The following is a 15,741-nucleotide window of genomic DNA, read 5'->3' on the forward strand; positions in this document are numbered from 1 at the left end:
CCTTCCGATAATTTTGGAAGGCTTTGCCCCTCCAAAAAAGACGCTGCCTCGGCAGAACATTGAAAGCCGTCGTTGATGCGGGGTGCAGCATTCTGCACTTAGGGCTCAGAGTCCGCATTGCCGCGTGCCGACCCAATTTCTGGTATGCCAGCGTACCCTGTCCGTCAATATGAACTGGCGGCTACCTGAGAAGCCTATTTGCTGTCGCCGTTTCCGATCCGTTTCAAACCGTCGAAGTCGATTTCTTGCTTCTGTTCGTCACTTATATCCGGCCGGATTTTCGATACCGGCTGGGGTCCATGGACGTCCCACATCACCGCGTGCGCGCCTGTAGTCCAGCTATAAACCCAACCAACAACGCTGCGCCCGTCGGTCCCGATCAGATTGGCAATCGCGACGCCTTCACCATTATCATCGTCCACTGTTTACTGACTTCCTGCACTTTGGCGCTGCAATCGCGGCATCGTGTTCCCAGGCTTCGCCTGCACAGCATGACGCAATTGGTGGATGTTGGCTAACTGCTCTTCCTTGAGGTAGCGGATTTCACGAAGGGACATCCAAAGCGGTACGCCCCAAATTTGCATTTTTCTCAAATTCTATGGTCGGGCTCCGTGGCGGCTTCAACGATCGCGAGAACCTCGTAGGGGTCAAAGCCGATGGCGCGGGCGAGGACGACCAGTTCGACGACGTCGACTCGGCGCTGGCCGCTTTCAAGGCGGGCAATGAGGGATTGGTGGCATCTGAGCTTGGTCGCCAATTCAGCCTGTCCAAGGCCTGCCTTGATTCGGGCGTCGACCAACGCCTGGCAGAGTGCCACCTGTCCCGTGCTTCTGATTGTCTTTGCCACGCGTCACATACCTTTTGTGACGTCGCTAGCGGATGAAATCTGTTATCTAAAAAATAGATATTTGAGGGTGGTATCGGCGTCTGGTTTCCATGGGCGGCAAGTCTGATGCTCCCGAGGCTGCCCATCAATCCCCTACCAATTGCAGAAATCGGCCGTAGTCCTCGCTGACTTCCCGCGCTTCTTCGAAAGCGCGGGCCCGTTCGCCGTCGAGGCAACGGAAGTAGCTCTGGATATCCTGGATGTAATCTTCGAAATCGCCACGGATGATGTCCGCATAGTCCCGCGCTGCCTGCGAATCGCTTGGTAGGAAAGGACGGGCCGGGGCGAAGCAGGATTCCGCCAAAACCGGCCCGGGGAGGCAAATCAGGAGGGCCACAGCTTGTAATTGGAGCAGGCATGTCAACCGTGGGTTTCTCAAACCTGTTATCTCCTTGATCGCGGACACTAGCCGTGACTAGTGTTTGCGTAACCAAACTACAGCTAAAGCACGATATTACATCTTGCGGTTGATAGTATACTATCGTAACTCTGGGGTTCAAGTAGGAAGCCCCGAGGTTGCGCCATTGGAGAAAGCGTGAGCCGGGCCATGAACTGGGACATCGAAGCACCAAATGTGGTTACGGAAGCCAGGTTCCGCGAACTCGTGGAAAGCGGCTATAGCGCAGAAATCCTGTGCCAGGAGTCGGCACATAAGAAAGGCCCCAGTTATTACGGGGTCTGGATCATGCGTGCCGTCTCTGACGACGGCGTCGAAAAGCTTCTGGTCACAGCCCGCACGCGGACGACCTACAACGATATCAAGATCCGCGAATTCAAGACGATCTCCGGCGTGGTGTCTTTCTTCATTGGCCTTGGCTTTGCGCATGTCGACCTGCCGCTTGAAGCGGGGACAAGCCGAAGCCACAAGCTCGCCCCATCAGACGAGGGCGCTGGCAACTAACCTTGTCTGTCTCTGGCTGATCGCAGCACCAGCCTCAGCGCAAATGGTCCTGGTCATGGAGAGCGACGGCTCTCTGACCCCATCCCGGTCTCAGAGCAGTTTTGCTCGGAACTACAATGACGGCATCGGTCAGGGATCGGCAGCCGACGACCTTGCGATTTTCGGCAGCGTTGCAACTGTGCCAGAGCGTGAAGCGATGCGCTTTGCAGCTCATGTCGGTCCGGCACCCCTGCCCCGCGCCGATGTCGTAAACGCCATAGAGACCACGGCCCTGCGCTATGCCAGCCATCCCGGCCTAAGGCGCGCGGAGCTTTCCGTCACGGACTGGCTGAGCCTCTACCGCGCCAATATCGAAGTGGAGAGCGCCTATCGGCAGGATGCGATCTCACACGCGGGCGCCATTGGCCTTGGTCAGCTTATGCCCGACACCGCGCGCGACCTCGGCGTCGACCCGCGCGATCCACAACAGAACCTCGACGGTTCCGCTCGCTACCTCGCGATGATGCTGGAAAGCTTCGGCGATCCGCATCTGGCGCTGGCGGCCTACAACGCGGGGCCGGAAGCCGTGCGCCAACACGGTGGCATTCCCCCTTACCGAGAAACCCAGAACCACGTGGCCCGCGTCATGGCTGTCGTGGCCCGATTGGAAGGATCAAATTCGTGAGACAGATTTCAAACCTCTTTGTCGCCTCGCTGGCGCTATTCCTGTTCATTGCCGAGCCCGCCCTAGCACAGAGCATCGATCTCTCTCCGATCCAGAGCCTGTTACAGGGCATCGTCGATGCGCTGACCGGCCCACTTGGCGTTGTCATCGCGACGCTTGCCGTTCTCGGGGTCTTTCTCAGCTGGTTCTTCAACATCATCGATCTGCGCCAGGCGCTCTGGGTCCTGGTCGGCATCGCCGGTGTCGCGGCTGCCCCGACGATCGTTGCTGCGGTCTTTGCCGGTGGCTGAACGCTCGCCCCTCTTTCTTGGGCTCGTGCGCCCGCCGAAGCTTCTGGGCCTGCCCATCATGTATGCGATGGTCTGGCTCTTCGGTTCGGTGCTCTTGTTCGTCTGGGTCCAGCACATCGCGGTGCTGGGTTTCGCCGCCCTGAGCTATCCGGTGCTTTGGAAGGCCGCGGATTGGGACCCGCGTTTCATCGACGTAATGATGACGGCGCTGCAGGAGACGCCACCCACGCGCAACCGGTCCATCCACGGCGGGGACAGCTATGCCCCGTGATGACGCCCGTGATGCAGCGCTCGATCCCCGCACGATGACGCCAGAGTGGTATGCGCGCGAGACCCGCCTTGCGCATACGCTGCCCTATGTGAGCCTCGTCGACGACCAGACCGTGCGCACCCGGGTCAACGAGCTCTTCCGCTGCATCCGGCTCGAGGGGATCAACAGCTACACCGCGGATGATGCCTATCTCGACAAGGTGACCGCGCTCTTCGCCCGGGTCATCGCGCAACTGGGACCGGAATTCAGCTACTACGTCCACAAGGTCTCCAAGGCCATCAAACCGGAACTGGACCCCATTCGTGAGGACAGCTTTGCGGGAGAGGTCGACCGGCGCTGGCGCGCGAAACTTGCAACCAGCGGGCTGCGCGACAAGACCCTGACGCTCACCATCATTCACCGCGCGCCCCCGAAAAGCCTCCTGCCGTTCCTCGGCCGCAGCGCGCCGGACCGCCTGAGAGAAGAGACCCGCAAACGCCTGCAGCGCCTGGGCGAGGCCGTGAACGTCTTCCTGTCAGGCCTTACCGAGCTCAAGCCGCGGCTCCTCTCGGCCGCATCGGGGGAATTGGTGGGGTTTCTGGGGGCGCTCAACACCGGGCAGGAGCTGCCGCTCTACCCGGCCAACACCTACGGCTTTCTGTCCTTCAACGTCGCCAATACCCGCGTGACGTTTCACGGCGACCATTTCGAGCTTTCCGAGGGCGTCGTGGGCCACCGCTACGGCAAGAGCTTCACCATCGGAGAATACTCGGAAGGCACCTCCTGCACCATGTTCGACATGCTGAACCTGCCGGTCGACATGATCGTGACGCACTCCTTCACGCCGATCAATTCGAACCTCATGGCGGGCCGCATCAAGCGGCAAAAGCGCCAGATGCAGGCCAGCCAGGACGCCGCCCTCTCGCTCATGGAAGCCCTTGATATCGCCGCCGATGATCTCGAGGCCAAGCGCCAAAGCTTCGGCGAGCATCACATGGTCGTGACGCTCTTTTGCGACACGCTCGAAGAACTGCAAACCCTCAGCGCCGAGATCGTGAACGCCGCCGCGACTGAGGGCGTGAAGATGATCGGTGAGCGGGTCGCCGCAAAGGCCCATTACCTCAGCCAGCATCCCGGCAACCAGCCCAAGCGCGTGCGTGCAAGCGCCGTCACCAATCGCAACTTCGCGGATTTCGCGGCGTTTCATCGGACCCAGCTTGGCAAGCCTGCGGAGAAAACGCCCTGGGGTCAGGTCATCACCTACCTGCCAACGCCCGAGCAGAGCGCCTACCGGTTTTCCCATCACGAGCAGGGCAGCCCGGACAAAGAACCCACCAGCGGCCATACCCTGATCATGGGACGACCCGGGTCGGGCAAATCGGTGCTGTCGGCCTTCCTGATGACCCAGGCCCGTCGCGCAGGCGCCCGGATCTTCGTCTTCGATTACCGCCTCGGCATGGAGATGGCCGTCCGCGCCAACGGCGGGCGCTACGCCTCCCTCAAGGCCGGCCAGCCCACGGGTCTCAACCCGCTCTGGACAGAGATCGATGCGCGCGGCACCGCCTGGCTCTCGGATTGGCTTGCCACCCTGCTCTACCGTGCCGACAAGCCGCTGACGCCGGCGCAGACCAACCGCATCCAGGAAGTGGTGCGCCAAAACGCGCAGGCCACGAACCCGGCCTTACGGAACTGGCGGGATTTCGCATCGCTCTTCGTGTCCACCGATGACGGCGGCGATCTGCACCAGCGCCTGCTCGAGTGGACCGAAGACGGCCGCTATGGCTGGATCTTCGGGCAGAGCCTCGAGGACACGTTCTCGCTCAAGGGCGATGTCGTGGGCTTCGATCTGACCGGCATTCTCGACAGCGAGGCCGACAAGGAACGGATGGCGGTCCTGTCCTATCTTTTCCGCCGGGTCGAGCGCGAGATCGAGGACCGCCGCCCCACCATCATCGTGATCGACGAGGCCTGGAAGGCGCTCGACAACGCATATTTCGCCGAACGGTTGTCGAACTGGCTCGTGACTGCGCGCAAGCAGAACACCGTCGCGGTGATGATGACGCAATATGCCAGCCAGCTTGAGCGCACCCGGACCGGCAAGACCATCGTCGAAGCCGTTCCGACGCAGATCCTGCTGCCCAATATCCGCGCGCAGCCTGCGGATTACGCCATGCTGAACCTCACGGAGAAGGAGCTCGACGTCCTTCTCAACACGGGCAGCAACAGCCGCTTGGCGCTGATCCGCGACGATCAGGGCTCGATCGTCGTCGATGCCGATCTGAGCGCGCTTGGACCCAATCTCACCATCCTTGGCGGCATGGAAAAGGGCGAAGCGCTTGTCGGCTCCGATTACCGCGACCGCCCAGATTTTTGGAGGCTTTCATGATCCGTATTCTTGTCGCTTTGGCTGCGCTCGGCGCACTGGCCTCCTGCACCCAGTACCAGGAGCCGCAGGCGAACTGCTTCACATTCCTTGCGTCCACAGCACCTGTCGCGCCTGATTGTGACTTCACGCCCCTTGGCACCCCGGAGGGCGACATTGAAGTCTAGCCTGCCTCATATCCTGGCGTTTTGCCTGCTGCCCGGTCTCGCCTTGTCTCAAGGCGTGCCGACCAATGACAGTGGGCTGACCGCGCGCGACATCGTCGAGACCGGCGATCGCGAGGCAGACTTGGCTGTTCAGGCCGACAAGCTTGCCGTGCGCGAACTCATCGCCGAGATCGAACGGGAGCAGCTGGAAACCCTGCAACGCATCCTCGATGCCCAAACCAGCTTCGGCGGTCAAGGACTGCCGGCGATGGTCTCGGGCCTGGAAAGCGGCAGTGGCGATCCAGCCCGCTCTGTCGAGGCGGTCTATGGCACGGGTGACATTGATCCCAATCCCGGCGGTGCGCAGATGTTCGGGGATGCGGCGGAAAACATCGAGCAGCTCATTATCCGCGTGGCTCAGGAGACCAGCGGCTTTGCCGGCGTTGGCCGTGCGGGCCTCTCCCCGGTCCAATGGCGCGCACTCCTACAGGCGCTCATCTGGCAGGAAAGCCGGTTCACGATTGGCGCCCGCTCACCCGTCGGCGCCTTTGGCCTCACCCAGATCATGCCCGGTACCGCCAGCGATCTGGGCATCAATCCGGAATACTATGACAGCCCCTACCTGCAGGTGCATGGCGGTGCACGCTATCTCGCGACACAGCTCAACACCTTCGATGGCAACATCATCAACGCCCTTGCGGCCTATAACGCCGGACCCGGCCGGGTTTTCGAGTATGGCGGCGTGCCACCCTTCCGCGAGACCCAGCACTACGTCCAGGTGATCCCCGAACGCTATAACCTCTATTTGACCCGTATCGGCGGGATCGAAGCGCTTGGCACGATCGACCCCGCGCTTCTGGCCAATGCCAACCTCTCGCTCACTGGGCACGGCGCGGCCTTTTATGGCAGCAACTCACCCGCCGCGATCAGGCAAGCCGCCATGCGCATCCGCGATATCGTCGAACGGATTTCCGAAACCGAGGACGTGCAGGAGAGCGTCGCACTCAACACCTATGCCCGCGCCGAACTGGTGCGTCTCGTGGCCGCCCGCATCCGGCTTCAGGCCGCCCGCACCCGCGTGCTCTCCGCCGAAGAGCTGGCCCAGGCCAGCGCCCGCATGGCCGAAGGCGCGTTCATGGAATTCACGATCAGGGAAATTGACTAATGGGACATTTACTCATGAGAACGGCCTGGGCCACAACGCTTGGAATTGGCTTGCATTTCGCCACCCTCACTCCCGCCATGGCGCAAGGCGTGCCCGTCGTCGACACCCAGAACATCGCGCAAAACATCCAGCAGCTCCAGCAGATGATCGAAGACGAGATCCTGCAAAATGAGCAGCTGACGCAACTCCGCGAACAGCTTGCGACACTCACGGACCAACTCGCGGAGCTGCAAAGAACATATGAAGCCTTGACCCGATTGGCAGAGCTTCCTGAAATCATCCGCACCGAGATGGAGGACGAGCTGAACGGCCTGCTGGATCAGGAATTCGGGGACATCCTCGCCACCATCGAAGCCATCAAGACCGGAGACTTCTCCGGCTCTCTGGCTCCGGTGCGGGCGAGATCGAAACCCAGATGGACCGGGTTCTGGCTGATCTCGGTTTTGACGATGACACGCTTTCGGAAATGGCCACCAGCGGCAATCCCGGGGCCAATCGCGTGGCGACGCAGGCCACCACCGGTGCCCTTGTCTCGACGGCGGCCCAGAACAGCTATGAGGATGCCGGCCAATCGCTCGAGCGGGTCGATCGCCTTGTCGGGCTCATCGACGACATGGAAGAGCTCAAGCAAAGCGTCGATCTCAACACGCGCGTGACAGCTGAATTGGCCATCGCCCTCGTGGCGATGTGGCAGCTGGAAGCGATTCAAACCGTGGGCGATGGCACCGGCGGCGTGATCGATGCCGCCACCATCGCCGAGGAGCAGCGCTTCATGGATTTCACGCTGCCCGAGCTGCGGGCCGAGTGAGTGCGGGGTGTGACGCGTGGCGAGTGAACAAGAGATCATCGAGGAAGAGCTGGTCTACGGTGCCCTGCGCCGTGAACGGCTTTGGCAGCGTCTTGGCCTGATAGGCCTTGTCTTCGGCATCATCGGCTGTCTGAGCGCGGCAGCTGTCTCGATCCTCGATGTCGATCCGCCCCCCGTCGTTGTCCCCTATGATCCCGCCACCGGCTTTGCACTCCCCGAAGCATCGGTGGGCGCTTCCTCGGTGACCGCCAACCAGGCGATCATCGAGGCGGAAGTGTTCCGCTATGTGACCGACCGCGAGGTCTACAACCAGCTCGACAACGACCTGCGCATCCGCAGCGTCCTGCGCCGCTCTGACGGGGCTGCCGAGAGCGGGTTGCGCCAGATCTGGAACAGCGCCAACGAGAACTACCCGCCGACGGTTTACGGGCCGAACGCCCGGCTCGACGTGGAAATCCTCAGCATCAACCGGATCGGCACCAACCGCGCCACGGTGCGCCTGCGCAAGCGTCTGACCTCCATCAACGGCACCCAAACCGGGCTCTTCACCGCGACCCTTCTCTTCGAGTTCCGCCCCGAGACCCGCCGCTCCATCGACGAGGTCTGGACCAATCCGTTTGGGTTCACCGTGCTCGAATATTCCATCCGCTCCGACAGATTGGAGAATTAGTTTGATCAATAAGTTCTTTGTTGCTGGCCTTTTTGCCCTACTGCCGGTCCTCGCTTTCGCCGAAGCCATCCCGCGCGGTGGCCCAAATGACAGCCGCGTGCGGCTGGCAACATATCAAGAAGGTCAGGTCTACCGCCTCAGTGTCTCGCTCACCCATGTCACCACGGTCGAGTTCGGCGAGGGTGAAAGCATCCGCTCGATTATCGCGGGCGACACGGAAGGGTTTGAGATCGATGGCGTGCCGGGCGGCCTTGCCTTTGCAATCAAGCCCGTCGCGCGCGGTGTCCATACCAATGTGACCGTCTATACGAACAGGCGCAGCTACTATTTCAACGTCCAGGAGGTCCGCAGCCCGACCTTCTACGTGGTGCAGTTCCGCTATCCAGACGACGCTGCGCGCCCGACCCGGGCCATCGCGGCCCAGGCGCCGAACTACAACTACGGTGCCAGCGCGCGGACCGAGTTCACGCCAACGCGCATCTGGGATGACGGGACGTTCACGTATTTCGCCTTTCCGAGAAATGCACCTGTGCCAGCGATCTTCCGCTACGCGGGCGGCCGTGAGCGCACGGTCAACACGCAAACCCCTGAAGACGGCGTGATCCGCGTCAGCGGCGTGAACCGCCAATGGGTCCTGCGACTTGGCGAAGAGGTGGTCTGCATTGAGGCGATCGCGCCCCCGGAGGCCGCCCCATGAGCGATACCGAGAACACCGAGCTGGAAAAGCGCCTCGCCGCCCTTGAGAAAGGCAGTGCCCGCGCCCCCACGGCCGCGCAGCGCCGGTCGCCCCTTCTCGCGCTGATCGTGGCCCTCGTCATCGGCGCAGGTGCTGCCCTGCTCTATCTCCTCTCACAGCCCGACGAAGAGGAAGCCTTGCCGACGGCCACCCCGGACGTCTTTCAAAACGAAGGGGACGGCTTTGGCACCATCGAGACCTTGCCCCCGCCCGAGCCCGAGGTTGTGTTCGTCGGACCCGACCCAGTCGAGCCGAACGCGGAGCTTCTGGCGCAAATCACCGCCCTGCAGGCTCAGATCGAGGAATTGCGCAACGCCCCCGAACCGGTCGTCGAGGAAGACACCGCCGCCGCAGAGGCGATCGACGCGCTGACCGCTCAGATCGCGGCGCTGCAAGCCGCCTCGGAAGCAGCACAGCAACGGTTCCAGGACGAACTGACGGCGCGGGATCGCAGCCTTGAGCAATTACGCATGGATCTGGAACTGGCTCAACTGGAAGCCAACCGTCCTGCCCCCGCGCCCTTGGGGCCGTCTGAGGACGAGCTGCGCGCGCGGGACGAAGAACGGCTCCGCCGCGAAGAAGAGGCGAGACTTCTGGCCGAGCTCGAACGCCGCGCCGCAGAAGAACGTGCATTTCAGGAGCGCCGCATCGCCTCACCGACCATCGCTTTTGGCGGTGCCTCCGGAGCGAATGAAACGGCTCTGACCGAACGCACCTTCGGCGAGGTGACGGATTTCGTGCTGAACGGTGCGTTACCCTCCACCGTGACGCAGGCCGAGGTGATCGCCAATCCCTCCAACACGATTCTACAGGGCACCATGATCCAAGCCGTCATGGAAACCGCCCTCGACAGCTCCCTGCCCGGCCAGACGCGTGCCGTTGTCTCCGAAGATGTCTACAGCGTCGATGGCGCGCGCCTTTTGATCCCCCGTGGCTCTCGCCTTATCGGACGCTATCGCTCCGGCGTCGATATCGCGCAGCGCCGCGTCACCATCGCCTGGGACCGGATCATCCTGCCTGACAATCAGACCGTCCAGATCAGTTCATTCGGGGGCGATGAACTGGGTCGCTCCGGTGTTACCGGTTTTGTGGACACGCGCTTTGCCGAGCGTTTCGGGTCGGCTGCCCTGATCTCGCTGATCTCTGCCGCACCCAGTGCCGCCGCCTCCGAGGTTCAGGATGAGACTGCCGCCGACGTTCTCGAAGACGTTGGCGATGATCTGGCAGATGCCACGGACAGCGTCATTGGCGATTACCTCTCCATCGGCCCCGTCATCTATGTCGACCAGGGCGCCCGCGTCACGGTCATGGTCGACCGCGATCTGGAGATATTCTGAGCCCATGTCACTAAGCTATCTCGAAACTTCCCTCGACCGAATCGACGCCGCCGCTCGCGACGATGTCATTGAGATCTGCATCAACCCTGATGGCAGCTGCTGGGGCGAATTCCGGGGCGATCACTTCATGCGCGCGCTGGATCAAAGGCTGAGGGGCGTTCAGGTCAGGGACCTCGGCAACCAGATCGCCTCCTCGGCCAATACAACGATGAGCAAGGATCGCCCCATCGTCTCGGTATCGATCACCTACAAGGGTCGCCCGATCCGGGCACAGGTCATCACCCCGCCCGCCGTACTCTCGGCCATGTCGATCAGCCTGCGGTTCTTCTCGAGCCTGCCGCTCGAGGGTATCGCGCTCGACTTTCTCTATGGCAAAGAACGCAAGCTCGAAGACCTGCGCGTGGAAAAGAAGCGCGCCTTACGCGCCGTGGTGGCCGCGGGTTTGATCGATGATGCGCTCACCTTCTGCGTAGAGAACAAACTCAACATGATCGTCTCGGGTGGCACCTCCACCGGCAAGACCGTAGCCGCGCGCAAAATCCTCTCTCACGTACCGTCCGAGGAACGCATCGTCACCATCGAGGAAGCCGCCGAGCTTCTGCCGACCCAGCCGAATGCCGTGACCCTCATCGCCAATCGCGACGCGGAATTCCAGACCGCCGATGTGCTTCTCACTGCGACGCTCCGCATGCGCCCCGATCGGATCATCCTGGGCGAGGTGCGCGGCAAGGAGGCCATGACCTTTCTGGAAGCCATCAACACCGGCCATGGCGGGTCCATGACCACGCTGCATGCCGAAACCCCGCAATTGGCCGTGCAGCGGCTCGCAATCGCCGCGCTCAAAACCGAGATCCCGATGACCTATGCCGACATGATCCAGTACATCGAAAATTCCATTGACGTGATCATCCAGGCTGGTCGCCATGACGGCAAACGCGGCATCACCGAATTCTACCTCCCCGGCGCAACTGAAATCGGAGCTTCCCAATGAAGACCTTTGAATATGACATCCTGTTCTTCCAGGTGAAGAAGCAAAAGGACTACGACGCGATGCGAAGCGCCTTAAATGAGCGCGGCGCTGAGGGGTGGGAAGTCATTACAGCTGAAGCCGGTGACTACGGCTATACCACGTTCTTGAAGCGCGAGACCGCTGATACGAAGGCAGCATCAGAATGATGCGAGCCGCTGCAATCGGAAGCCTGCTCGTCGCTCTCAGCGCAACCGCTGGCGTCGCTGAACGGAGCCTGATCCCAACCCTCGAAAACCAACCGGATGTCTGCCCTAATCAACCTCCAGAGCCAGAATGGATGCAAAACATAGATGTGCGCGAGTCCCACAAACGGCTCCTGATCCAACAGATCTATCGGGCGCAGAGCATGCAACGCATCGTTGAAGCCCAAGGCTGTGAATGTCCTACGCGGTATCCGCCCTGGGAGGCAGCTGAAGGCGTCTTCGTCGAGAATTTCGCCGCATCTGAATACTGGGACATCGTGGAAGCGACGTCAGAATACCGACGGCAGGCAAATAAGCTTCGGCGCGAAGCAATGCCAATCTGCAAAGCTGCTGGAAACTGGTAGGGTTTCATGAGTGTCGTCACCTACTTCGTGGAAACGGCCGAAGGCTATCTGACTACCGCTGCTGAGACGCAATTCGGTGCGGTCGCCGCAACAGTCGGAACGATACTCGTACTCGGCACTACGCTCGTTGTCATTCTGGTTTTCATCAACGCCATCTACCAATACCGCGCCATGGACGGGCGCACGGCCTTTTGGCTCGCCGTGAAGATCGGGCTGATAGGCGCATTTGCAACCAATTGGGTACAGTTCAACATCCTTGCTGCGGCGATCCTGAACGGGATCGACAGCATTGCCGGATCGCTCGTGGCCTCTGTCGGCGGCGGATCACCGGGCCCATCCGGTACCTTCGCAGAGGAGTTCGATGACCTGATCGCGGCGCTCGGGGACTATTTGAATGCTGCGGGGTCTGAACTGAACTGGATGGCCGGTGCCCTGTTGGACACCCTGGGGGTTTTGCTGCTCTCGATCCTCGGTGGGTTGGCGGCGTTTATAGTCGTTGCGTCCAGGCTCATGATCGCTCTGCTGATCGGGATTGCACCGATCATGATCTTCCTGACCCTTTTTGAAGTGACCAAGGACTATTTCGCGCGCTGGCTTTCAGCGCTGATTTCCTTCGCGATGTACCCGATTGTCGTTGCCGGCGTGTTCGCGACGATCACGGGGGTCTCGCGTGCGCTTCTTGCTGATTTGGGCGATCCGGAAGGGGCCTCCAACATCGGCGCGCTCATCCCCTTCTTCATGATGGTGCTGATGGCAAAGGGGTTCATCATAGCAACGCCATTCCTGGTGCGTGCTATTTCTGGAAACATCATGATGCCAGCGCTCTCTGCTGGATTCGGTGGAAGCTATGCCTTTGCTCGAGGGCTTGCAGGAAGCCAGCAAGTCTACAACCGGTACGCCATCGGAGGTGCGACTGGCGCGGAATACGCAGCACTTCGTGCGCGACATTTCTTCGGTGTGCAACCGTTGCCAAGCCGACCCAATACTGCGGGCGGGGCAACCGCATCTCCCGCCGGCGACGGGACCGGGACCGGCGCTCGGATGCTTGCGCAGCTTTCGAGACTTGGTAGGTTGGGCAGGCGGTGACAGCCAGGTGCCAAAAACTTGCCAAAACTGCAAAGGTTTCGCCGCGGGTTTTTGTCATTGCTAAACGGTTGATCCCTCGCGACACAAGGCACGTGGCCAAACACGACCGTTTCTGCCACAGGCGGAATCGACAATTTTAGCACCGTGCCACGGCCCTGCGCATCGCCCGATTGCCAACTGGCTCAGGCTCTTCGCCAGGGTGTTGCCCTTCACCTTTCCAGTCGTCTGACCAAAGCCAATCTTCGAAATAATAGAGCCAAAGGTAAGTCCACGGAATGATGGTTTGGTCGATCCGCTTCCGCGCGTCCCATTCCCTGGCACCTGGAAGATAAAGACAAAGGCGCAGCGGATCTCTGTAGACGTGAGGCAAAGGACGCCCTGCCGCCAGCAACTCCAGATTCGGGTCGTCTATCTGAACACCGGGCGTTTGACCCGGCTGAAACGTGATAGTGGCAAGGTAGGAGCGCGCCAAGGCGGTCGGTTGTATAGGCTCTTGCCATGTCAATTTGTTTGCGCGGACCTGCCCCACACCACTGATAGCCGGGCTTGCCTTCAGGAACAGCAGCTGCTGCGACAGGGTCAGGTCGTATTGCCCGCCTCGTCCTATCATCAATCACCGAAGAACGTATTTGTGGGCACGGTCGTTGATGCTGCGACCTTCGATGTCGTCAGCCCGACCACAGGTGCGACAGAAAGCAGACCCGATTTGCGACCATCCGACACCGCATTGACGCGGTTGCCGAGAACCCGTCCGGTGACACCGGAACCGAACGAACGCTCCATGTTCAATGACACACGGTCCTGACCAACAGCATCGCGAAGGACTTCAAAGTCGGACAGAGCTTGTGCGTGCCACGCATAGAACGCTGGTGCCCGGCGTTCATCCTTGTTCCAATTGTCGGCGAAGTTTTCCCCGTTGGTTGTCTCGTTCAGGATGGCATAGCCCCGCCGTCCGTCCAGAATGGGGCGGTCGATGAAGTGCGGCATCATCCGGATAGTTTCGACCAACAGATCCATTTCGTCATGGAAGACGTGGTTGCGCACGCAATAGGCATAGGACTGCATCGCAAGGGTGGTAATGATAACGGAAATCGGGGCCACGTCTTGCGTGTTGTTCTGATAAAAAACGTCGCGGTGCCGTTTGAGCAATTGCACGATGCGGCGCAGGATGCCTTTCACTGCTTCTCGGACGGGGAACGGCTCCACCGTCGCCTCGTCCCGCTGCATGGCGATAAACTTGCCCACAAAGGTAGGCCGGAGTGCGGCGCGCTCATCGAACAGGGTCTTGTAGGCCCGCGGGTTTGTCGGATGCCATTCCTTCAGAGCCCGGTCGGGCACCAATTCGCCCCGGTTGCCGCAGACCGGGTTTGCTATCGTCGGGGATAGGTCGAGGTGGAAGTCCCCCGCATAGTTGAGACGCCAACAACGCTTTTTTTCTTCGAGAAGGCGCACATAGGTGGCGTGTTCCTTGAGCCGGTTTCCAACCGCCGCCTTCAGGGTCGCTGGTGAGATGCCAGACGCGATACCTGCACAAAAGCAGATCAGATCGACATCGAATTCCCGCCGCCCGATTGGCTTCACGGCCGTTCCAAGCGCACTGGACCCTTGGAGATAGACCAGAACACTGACGAGTAGGGGATCAGTTGAACCGGACAGCCAGTCTCCGACGGCGCCATAGCTCTGGCGCGCACGATCAAACTGGGTTTCAGTGAGGTCCAGATCCTCGCCTATCTCGTCCAGGATGGTGAATATCTGCGTGCGCCGCCGAATATCACAGTCGGTCAGCGGCTGTCGCAACATCTGATTCATGCCGCTTTCTCCTTGAGTTGATAGACCGGCACGAAGGTATCGGCAGGCTGGGTGAAAAAGATCGGGGTCAGGTGGGGCTTTGCTTTTCGGGCTTCTGACATACCGAGGCCCTTGAGGCGGCCGATCTTCGTGGTGTCATCCAAGGTAAAAAACCCGCTCGGGACAGACGGCGAAATGCGGTAGATGCGATCCCCATCGTAAGGGTGTCCCGTCAGAAGTTTTGCCATGCCGAGGGCGCCATGTGATTGCCCATCCGCGTAAAGGTTGAGGACGTTGAGGCCGAGTCCGGCAAACCCGGGACTTTCGGGCAGCATGTAGACTTCGTCCAGACACCCCAGGCTCAGAATGCGCAGGTCTGACGGATGCCACCCCAGAAGAGTGATGGCTTCGACGACAGCAATGGCTGTGGGATTGTTGGCCCATGTCCCGCCATCGGTCAGGCCAATATCATCAGCAGTGCGATGTCGCTTGAAATACGTAGGTGCCGCTGCCGTAGCCAGGGCGGCATCAAGCGCAGTCTTGCGATAATCGGTTTGCAGGCGTGTGTGATGCGCGGTCTTGTAGGTATAAGGGCTGCGGAGATCGGCATCCCACGCCGGGATCACCAACCGGGTCTGTGATTGCCCGATCAGATCGTTGTTGAGAACGCCCTTGAGTTCACGAGCAAGAATTGCCGCATCGTGCTTTGGACCGACTACGTGCCGACCTGTGGCGGTGAGGGTGCGCCATGCCTGCCGTATCCTCCCCAGCGGTTCATCATCCGCATTGTCCTGACCGAAGATGACAGGCCCGCGACGCTCGTAAAGCTCGAGCAGTTCCTTTGCCGTGCGGCCGAGGCCAAGGCCGAGTGCGATGATGCCACCCGTCGATGTGCCCGCGATGAGATCGAAATAGCGCCCAATGGGCTGGCCCAGATCTTCCTCGAGCCCCGCGAGGAATGCAGCGGGCATCGTGCCCTTAATCCCGCCCCCGTCGATGGAGAGGATGCGACGTATCTGCCTGTTGTTCCCACCGTTGCTCATCCTGACATCCA

Annotated in this window: 21 protein-coding genes and 1 pseudogene; 15 read left to right on the forward strand and 7 right to left on the reverse strand. The window is 60.8% G+C overall.

What is annotated here, in order from left to right; all coding sequences use genetic code 11:
* Positions 1 to 194: 194 nt before the first annotated feature.
* The 3 genes from ABWV64_RS14685 to ABWV64_RS14695 all read right to left on the reverse strand — a co-directional run bounded on the left by ABWV64_RS14685 (position 195) and on the right by ABWV64_RS14695 (position 1,223).
* A complete protein-coding gene (locus tag ABWV64_RS14685; RefSeq protein ID WP_353346604.1) occupies positions 195 to 422 on the reverse strand; it encodes a hypothetical protein in 228 nt (75 codons plus the stop codon).
* Positions 423 to 589: 167 nt separating this feature from the next.
* On the reverse strand, positions 590 to 847 hold the full coding sequence (locus ABWV64_RS14690; protein WP_164193010.1) for a helix-turn-helix domain-containing protein: 258 nt from the start codon (positions 845 to 847) through the stop codon (positions 590 to 592).
* Positions 848 to 971: 124 nt separating this feature from the next.
* Positions 972 to 1,223: a hypothetical protein gene (locus ABWV64_RS14695; protein ID WP_353346780.1), complete on the reverse strand. Its 252-nt coding sequence runs from the start codon at positions 1,221 to 1,223 to the stop codon at positions 972 to 974.
* Between the two features lie 210 nt (positions 1,224 to 1,433).
* Here ABWV64_RS14695 and ABWV64_RS14700 point away from each other — a divergent pair, with 210 nt between their 5' ends.
* From ABWV64_RS14700 to ABWV64_RS14730, 7 genes are read left to right on the forward strand one after another with little or no spacing between them, the layout of a single operon-like run.
* A complete protein-coding gene (locus ABWV64_RS14700) occupies positions 1,434 to 1,787 on the forward strand; it encodes a hypothetical protein (protein ID WP_353346606.1) in 354 nt (117 codons plus the stop codon).
* A gap of 43 nt (positions 1,788 to 1,830) precedes the next feature.
* A complete protein-coding gene (locus tag ABWV64_RS14705; RefSeq protein WP_353346608.1) occupies positions 1,831 to 2,451 on the forward strand; it encodes a lytic transglycosylase domain-containing protein in 621 nt (206 codons plus the stop codon).
* Positions 2,448 to 2,741 (forward strand): TrbC/VirB2 family protein, encoded by a 294-nt coding sequence (locus tag ABWV64_RS14710; protein ID WP_012187163.1) that lies wholly within the window; start codon positions 2,448 to 2,450, stop codon positions 2,739 to 2,741. Before ABWV64_RS14705 ends, ABWV64_RS14710 begins: the two co-directional genes overlap by 4 nt.
* Entirely contained in the window at positions 2,734 to 3,012 is a 279-nt protein-coding gene (locus tag ABWV64_RS14715) for a VirB3 family type IV secretion system protein (protein ID WP_353346611.1), read from the forward strand. Before ABWV64_RS14710 ends, ABWV64_RS14715 begins: the two co-directional genes overlap by 8 nt.
* Positions 3,002 to 5,377 (forward strand): VirB4 family type IV secretion/conjugal transfer ATPase, encoded by a 2,376-nt coding sequence (locus ABWV64_RS14720; protein WP_353346613.1) that lies wholly within the window; start codon positions 3,002 to 3,004, stop codon positions 5,375 to 5,377. The genes ABWV64_RS14715 and ABWV64_RS14720 overlap by 11 nt, the downstream gene beginning before the upstream one ends.
* Positions 5,374 to 5,541, forward strand: coding sequence for a hypothetical protein (locus ABWV64_RS14725; protein ID WP_353346615.1), 168 nt, complete (start codon positions 5,374 to 5,376; stop codon positions 5,539 to 5,541). The genes ABWV64_RS14720 and ABWV64_RS14725 overlap by 4 nt, the downstream gene beginning before the upstream one ends.
* Positions 5,531 to 6,685 (forward strand): lytic transglycosylase domain-containing protein, encoded by a 1,155-nt coding sequence (locus ABWV64_RS14730; protein WP_353346617.1) that lies wholly within the window; start codon positions 5,531 to 5,533, stop codon positions 6,683 to 6,685. Before ABWV64_RS14725 ends, ABWV64_RS14730 begins: the two co-directional genes overlap by 11 nt.
* An 8-nt stretch (positions 6,686 to 6,693) precedes the next feature.
* Here ABWV64_RS14730 and ABWV64_RS14735 read toward each other — a convergent pair whose 3' ends face one another.
* Complete coding sequence (locus ABWV64_RS14735; RefSeq protein ID WP_353346788.1) at positions 6,694 to 6,918, reverse strand: hypothetical protein; 225 nt, start codon at positions 6,916 to 6,918, stop codon at positions 6,694 to 6,696.
* Here ABWV64_RS14735 and ABWV64_RS14740 point away from each other — a divergent pair.
* The 8 genes and pseudogenes from ABWV64_RS14740 (at position 6,829) to ABWV64_RS14775 (ending at position 12,899) form a co-directional block, all read left to right on the forward strand.
* A pseudogene (locus ABWV64_RS14740) lies at positions 6,829 to 7,493 on the forward strand (type IV secretion system protein). The gene ABWV64_RS14735 and the pseudogene ABWV64_RS14740 sit on opposite strands and share 90 nt — an antisense overlap.
* Positions 7,494 to 7,509: 16 nt before the next feature.
* Positions 7,510 to 8,163: a VirB8 family type IV secretion system protein gene (locus ABWV64_RS14745; protein WP_076981280.1), complete on the forward strand. Its 654-nt coding sequence runs from the start codon at positions 7,510 to 7,512 to the stop codon at positions 8,161 to 8,163.
* A 1-nt stretch (position 8,164) separates the two neighbouring features.
* On the forward strand, positions 8,165 to 8,860 hold the full coding sequence (locus tag ABWV64_RS14750) for a TrbG/VirB9 family P-type conjugative transfer protein (protein ID WP_353346620.1): 696 nt from the start codon (positions 8,165 to 8,167) through the stop codon (positions 8,858 to 8,860).
* On the forward strand, positions 8,857 to 10,236 hold the full coding sequence (locus ABWV64_RS14755) for a TraB/TrbI/VirB10 family type IV secretion system protein (RefSeq protein ID WP_353346622.1): 1,380 nt from the start codon (positions 8,857 to 8,859) through the stop codon (positions 10,234 to 10,236). Before ABWV64_RS14750 ends, ABWV64_RS14755 begins: the two co-directional genes overlap by 4 nt.
* Positions 10,237 to 10,240: 4 nt before the next feature.
* Positions 10,241 to 11,227: an ATPase, T2SS/T4P/T4SS family gene (locus ABWV64_RS14760; RefSeq protein ID WP_353346624.1), complete on the forward strand. Its 987-nt coding sequence runs from the start codon at positions 10,241 to 10,243 to the stop codon at positions 11,225 to 11,227.
* Entirely contained in the window at positions 11,224 to 11,412 is a 189-nt protein-coding gene (locus ABWV64_RS14765; protein WP_085638574.1) for a hypothetical protein, read from the forward strand. Before ABWV64_RS14760 ends, ABWV64_RS14765 begins: the two co-directional genes overlap by 4 nt.
* Complete coding sequence (locus tag ABWV64_RS14770) at positions 11,409 to 11,813, forward strand: hypothetical protein (RefSeq protein WP_353346626.1); 405 nt, start codon at positions 11,409 to 11,411, stop codon at positions 11,811 to 11,813. Before ABWV64_RS14765 ends, ABWV64_RS14770 begins: the two co-directional genes overlap by 4 nt.
* A gap of 6 nt (positions 11,814 to 11,819) precedes the next feature.
* Positions 11,820 to 12,899, forward strand: a complete 1,080-nt coding sequence (locus ABWV64_RS14775; RefSeq protein ID WP_353346628.1) for a TrbL/VirB6 family protein — start codon at positions 11,820 to 11,822, stop codon at positions 12,897 to 12,899.
* A 136-nt stretch (positions 12,900 to 13,035) separates the two neighbouring features.
* Here the strand turns inward: ABWV64_RS14775 and ABWV64_RS15985 are convergent, their stop codons facing one another.
* From ABWV64_RS15985 to ABWV64_RS14785, 3 genes are read right to left on the reverse strand one after another with little or no spacing between them, the layout of a single operon-like run.
* Positions 13,036 to 13,509, reverse strand: coding sequence for a type II CBASS E2 protein (locus ABWV64_RS15985; RefSeq protein ID WP_502902678.1), 474 nt, complete (start codon positions 13,507 to 13,509; stop codon positions 13,036 to 13,038).
* Positions 13,509 to 14,708: a nucleotidyltransferase domain-containing protein gene (locus tag ABWV64_RS14780; protein ID WP_353346630.1), complete on the reverse strand. Its 1,200-nt coding sequence runs from the start codon at positions 14,706 to 14,708 to the stop codon at positions 13,509 to 13,511. The genes ABWV64_RS15985 and ABWV64_RS14780 overlap by 1 nt, the downstream gene beginning before the upstream one ends.
* Positions 14,705 to 15,730: a CBASS cGAMP-activated phospholipase gene (locus ABWV64_RS14785; protein WP_353346632.1), complete on the reverse strand. Its 1,026-nt coding sequence runs from the start codon at positions 15,728 to 15,730 to the stop codon at positions 14,705 to 14,707. The genes ABWV64_RS14780 and ABWV64_RS14785 overlap by 4 nt, the downstream gene beginning before the upstream one ends.
* Positions 15,731 to 15,741: the final 11 nt, after the last annotated feature.

The sequence above is a fragment of the Litorivita sp. NS0012-18 genome (assembly GCF_040371945.1).
Lineage (GTDB): Bacteria > Pseudomonadota > Alphaproteobacteria > Rhodobacterales > Rhodobacteraceae > Litorivita.

Coding starts and splice junctions, on each gene's coding strand:
- ABWV64_RS14700 (WP_353346606.1), top strand. CDS start 1,434: ATGAACTGGGACATCGAAGCACCAAATGTGGTTACGGAAGCCAGGTTC.
- ABWV64_RS14705 (WP_353346608.1), top strand. CDS start 1,831: ATGGTCCTGGTCATGGAGAGCGACGGCTCTCTGACCCCATCCCGGTCT.
- ABWV64_RS14720 (WP_353346613.1), top strand. CDS start 3,002: ATGCCCCGTGATGACGCCCGTGATGCAGCGCTCGATCCCCGCACGATG.
- ABWV64_RS14725 (WP_353346615.1), top strand. CDS start 5,374: ATGATCCGTATTCTTGTCGCTTTGGCTGCGCTCGGCGCACTGGCCTCC.
- ABWV64_RS14755 (WP_353346622.1), top strand. CDS start 8,857: ATGAGCGATACCGAGAACACCGAGCTGGAAAAGCGCCTCGCCGCCCTT.
- ABWV64_RS14760 (WP_353346624.1), top strand. CDS start 10,241: ATGTCACTAAGCTATCTCGAAACTTCCCTCGACCGAATCGACGCCGCC.
- ABWV64_RS14765 (WP_085638574.1), top strand. CDS start 11,224: ATGAAGACCTTTGAATATGACATCCTGTTCTTCCAGGTGAAGAAGCAA.
- ABWV64_RS14770 (WP_353346626.1), top strand. CDS start 11,409: ATGATGCGAGCCGCTGCAATCGGAAGCCTGCTCGTCGCTCTCAGCGCA.
- ABWV64_RS14775 (WP_353346628.1), top strand. CDS start 11,820: ATGAGTGTCGTCACCTACTTCGTGGAAACGGCCGAAGGCTATCTGACT.
- ABWV64_RS15985 (WP_502902678.1), bottom strand. CDS start 13,509: ATGATAGGACGAGGCGGGCAATACGACCTGACCCTGTCGCAGCAGCTG.
- ABWV64_RS14780 (WP_353346630.1), bottom strand. CDS start 14,708: ATGAATCAGATGTTGCGACAGCCGCTGACCGACTGTGATATTCGGCGG.
- ABWV64_RS14785 (WP_353346632.1), bottom strand. CDS start 15,730: ATGAGCAACGGTGGGAACAACAGGCAGATACGTCGCATCCTCTCCATC.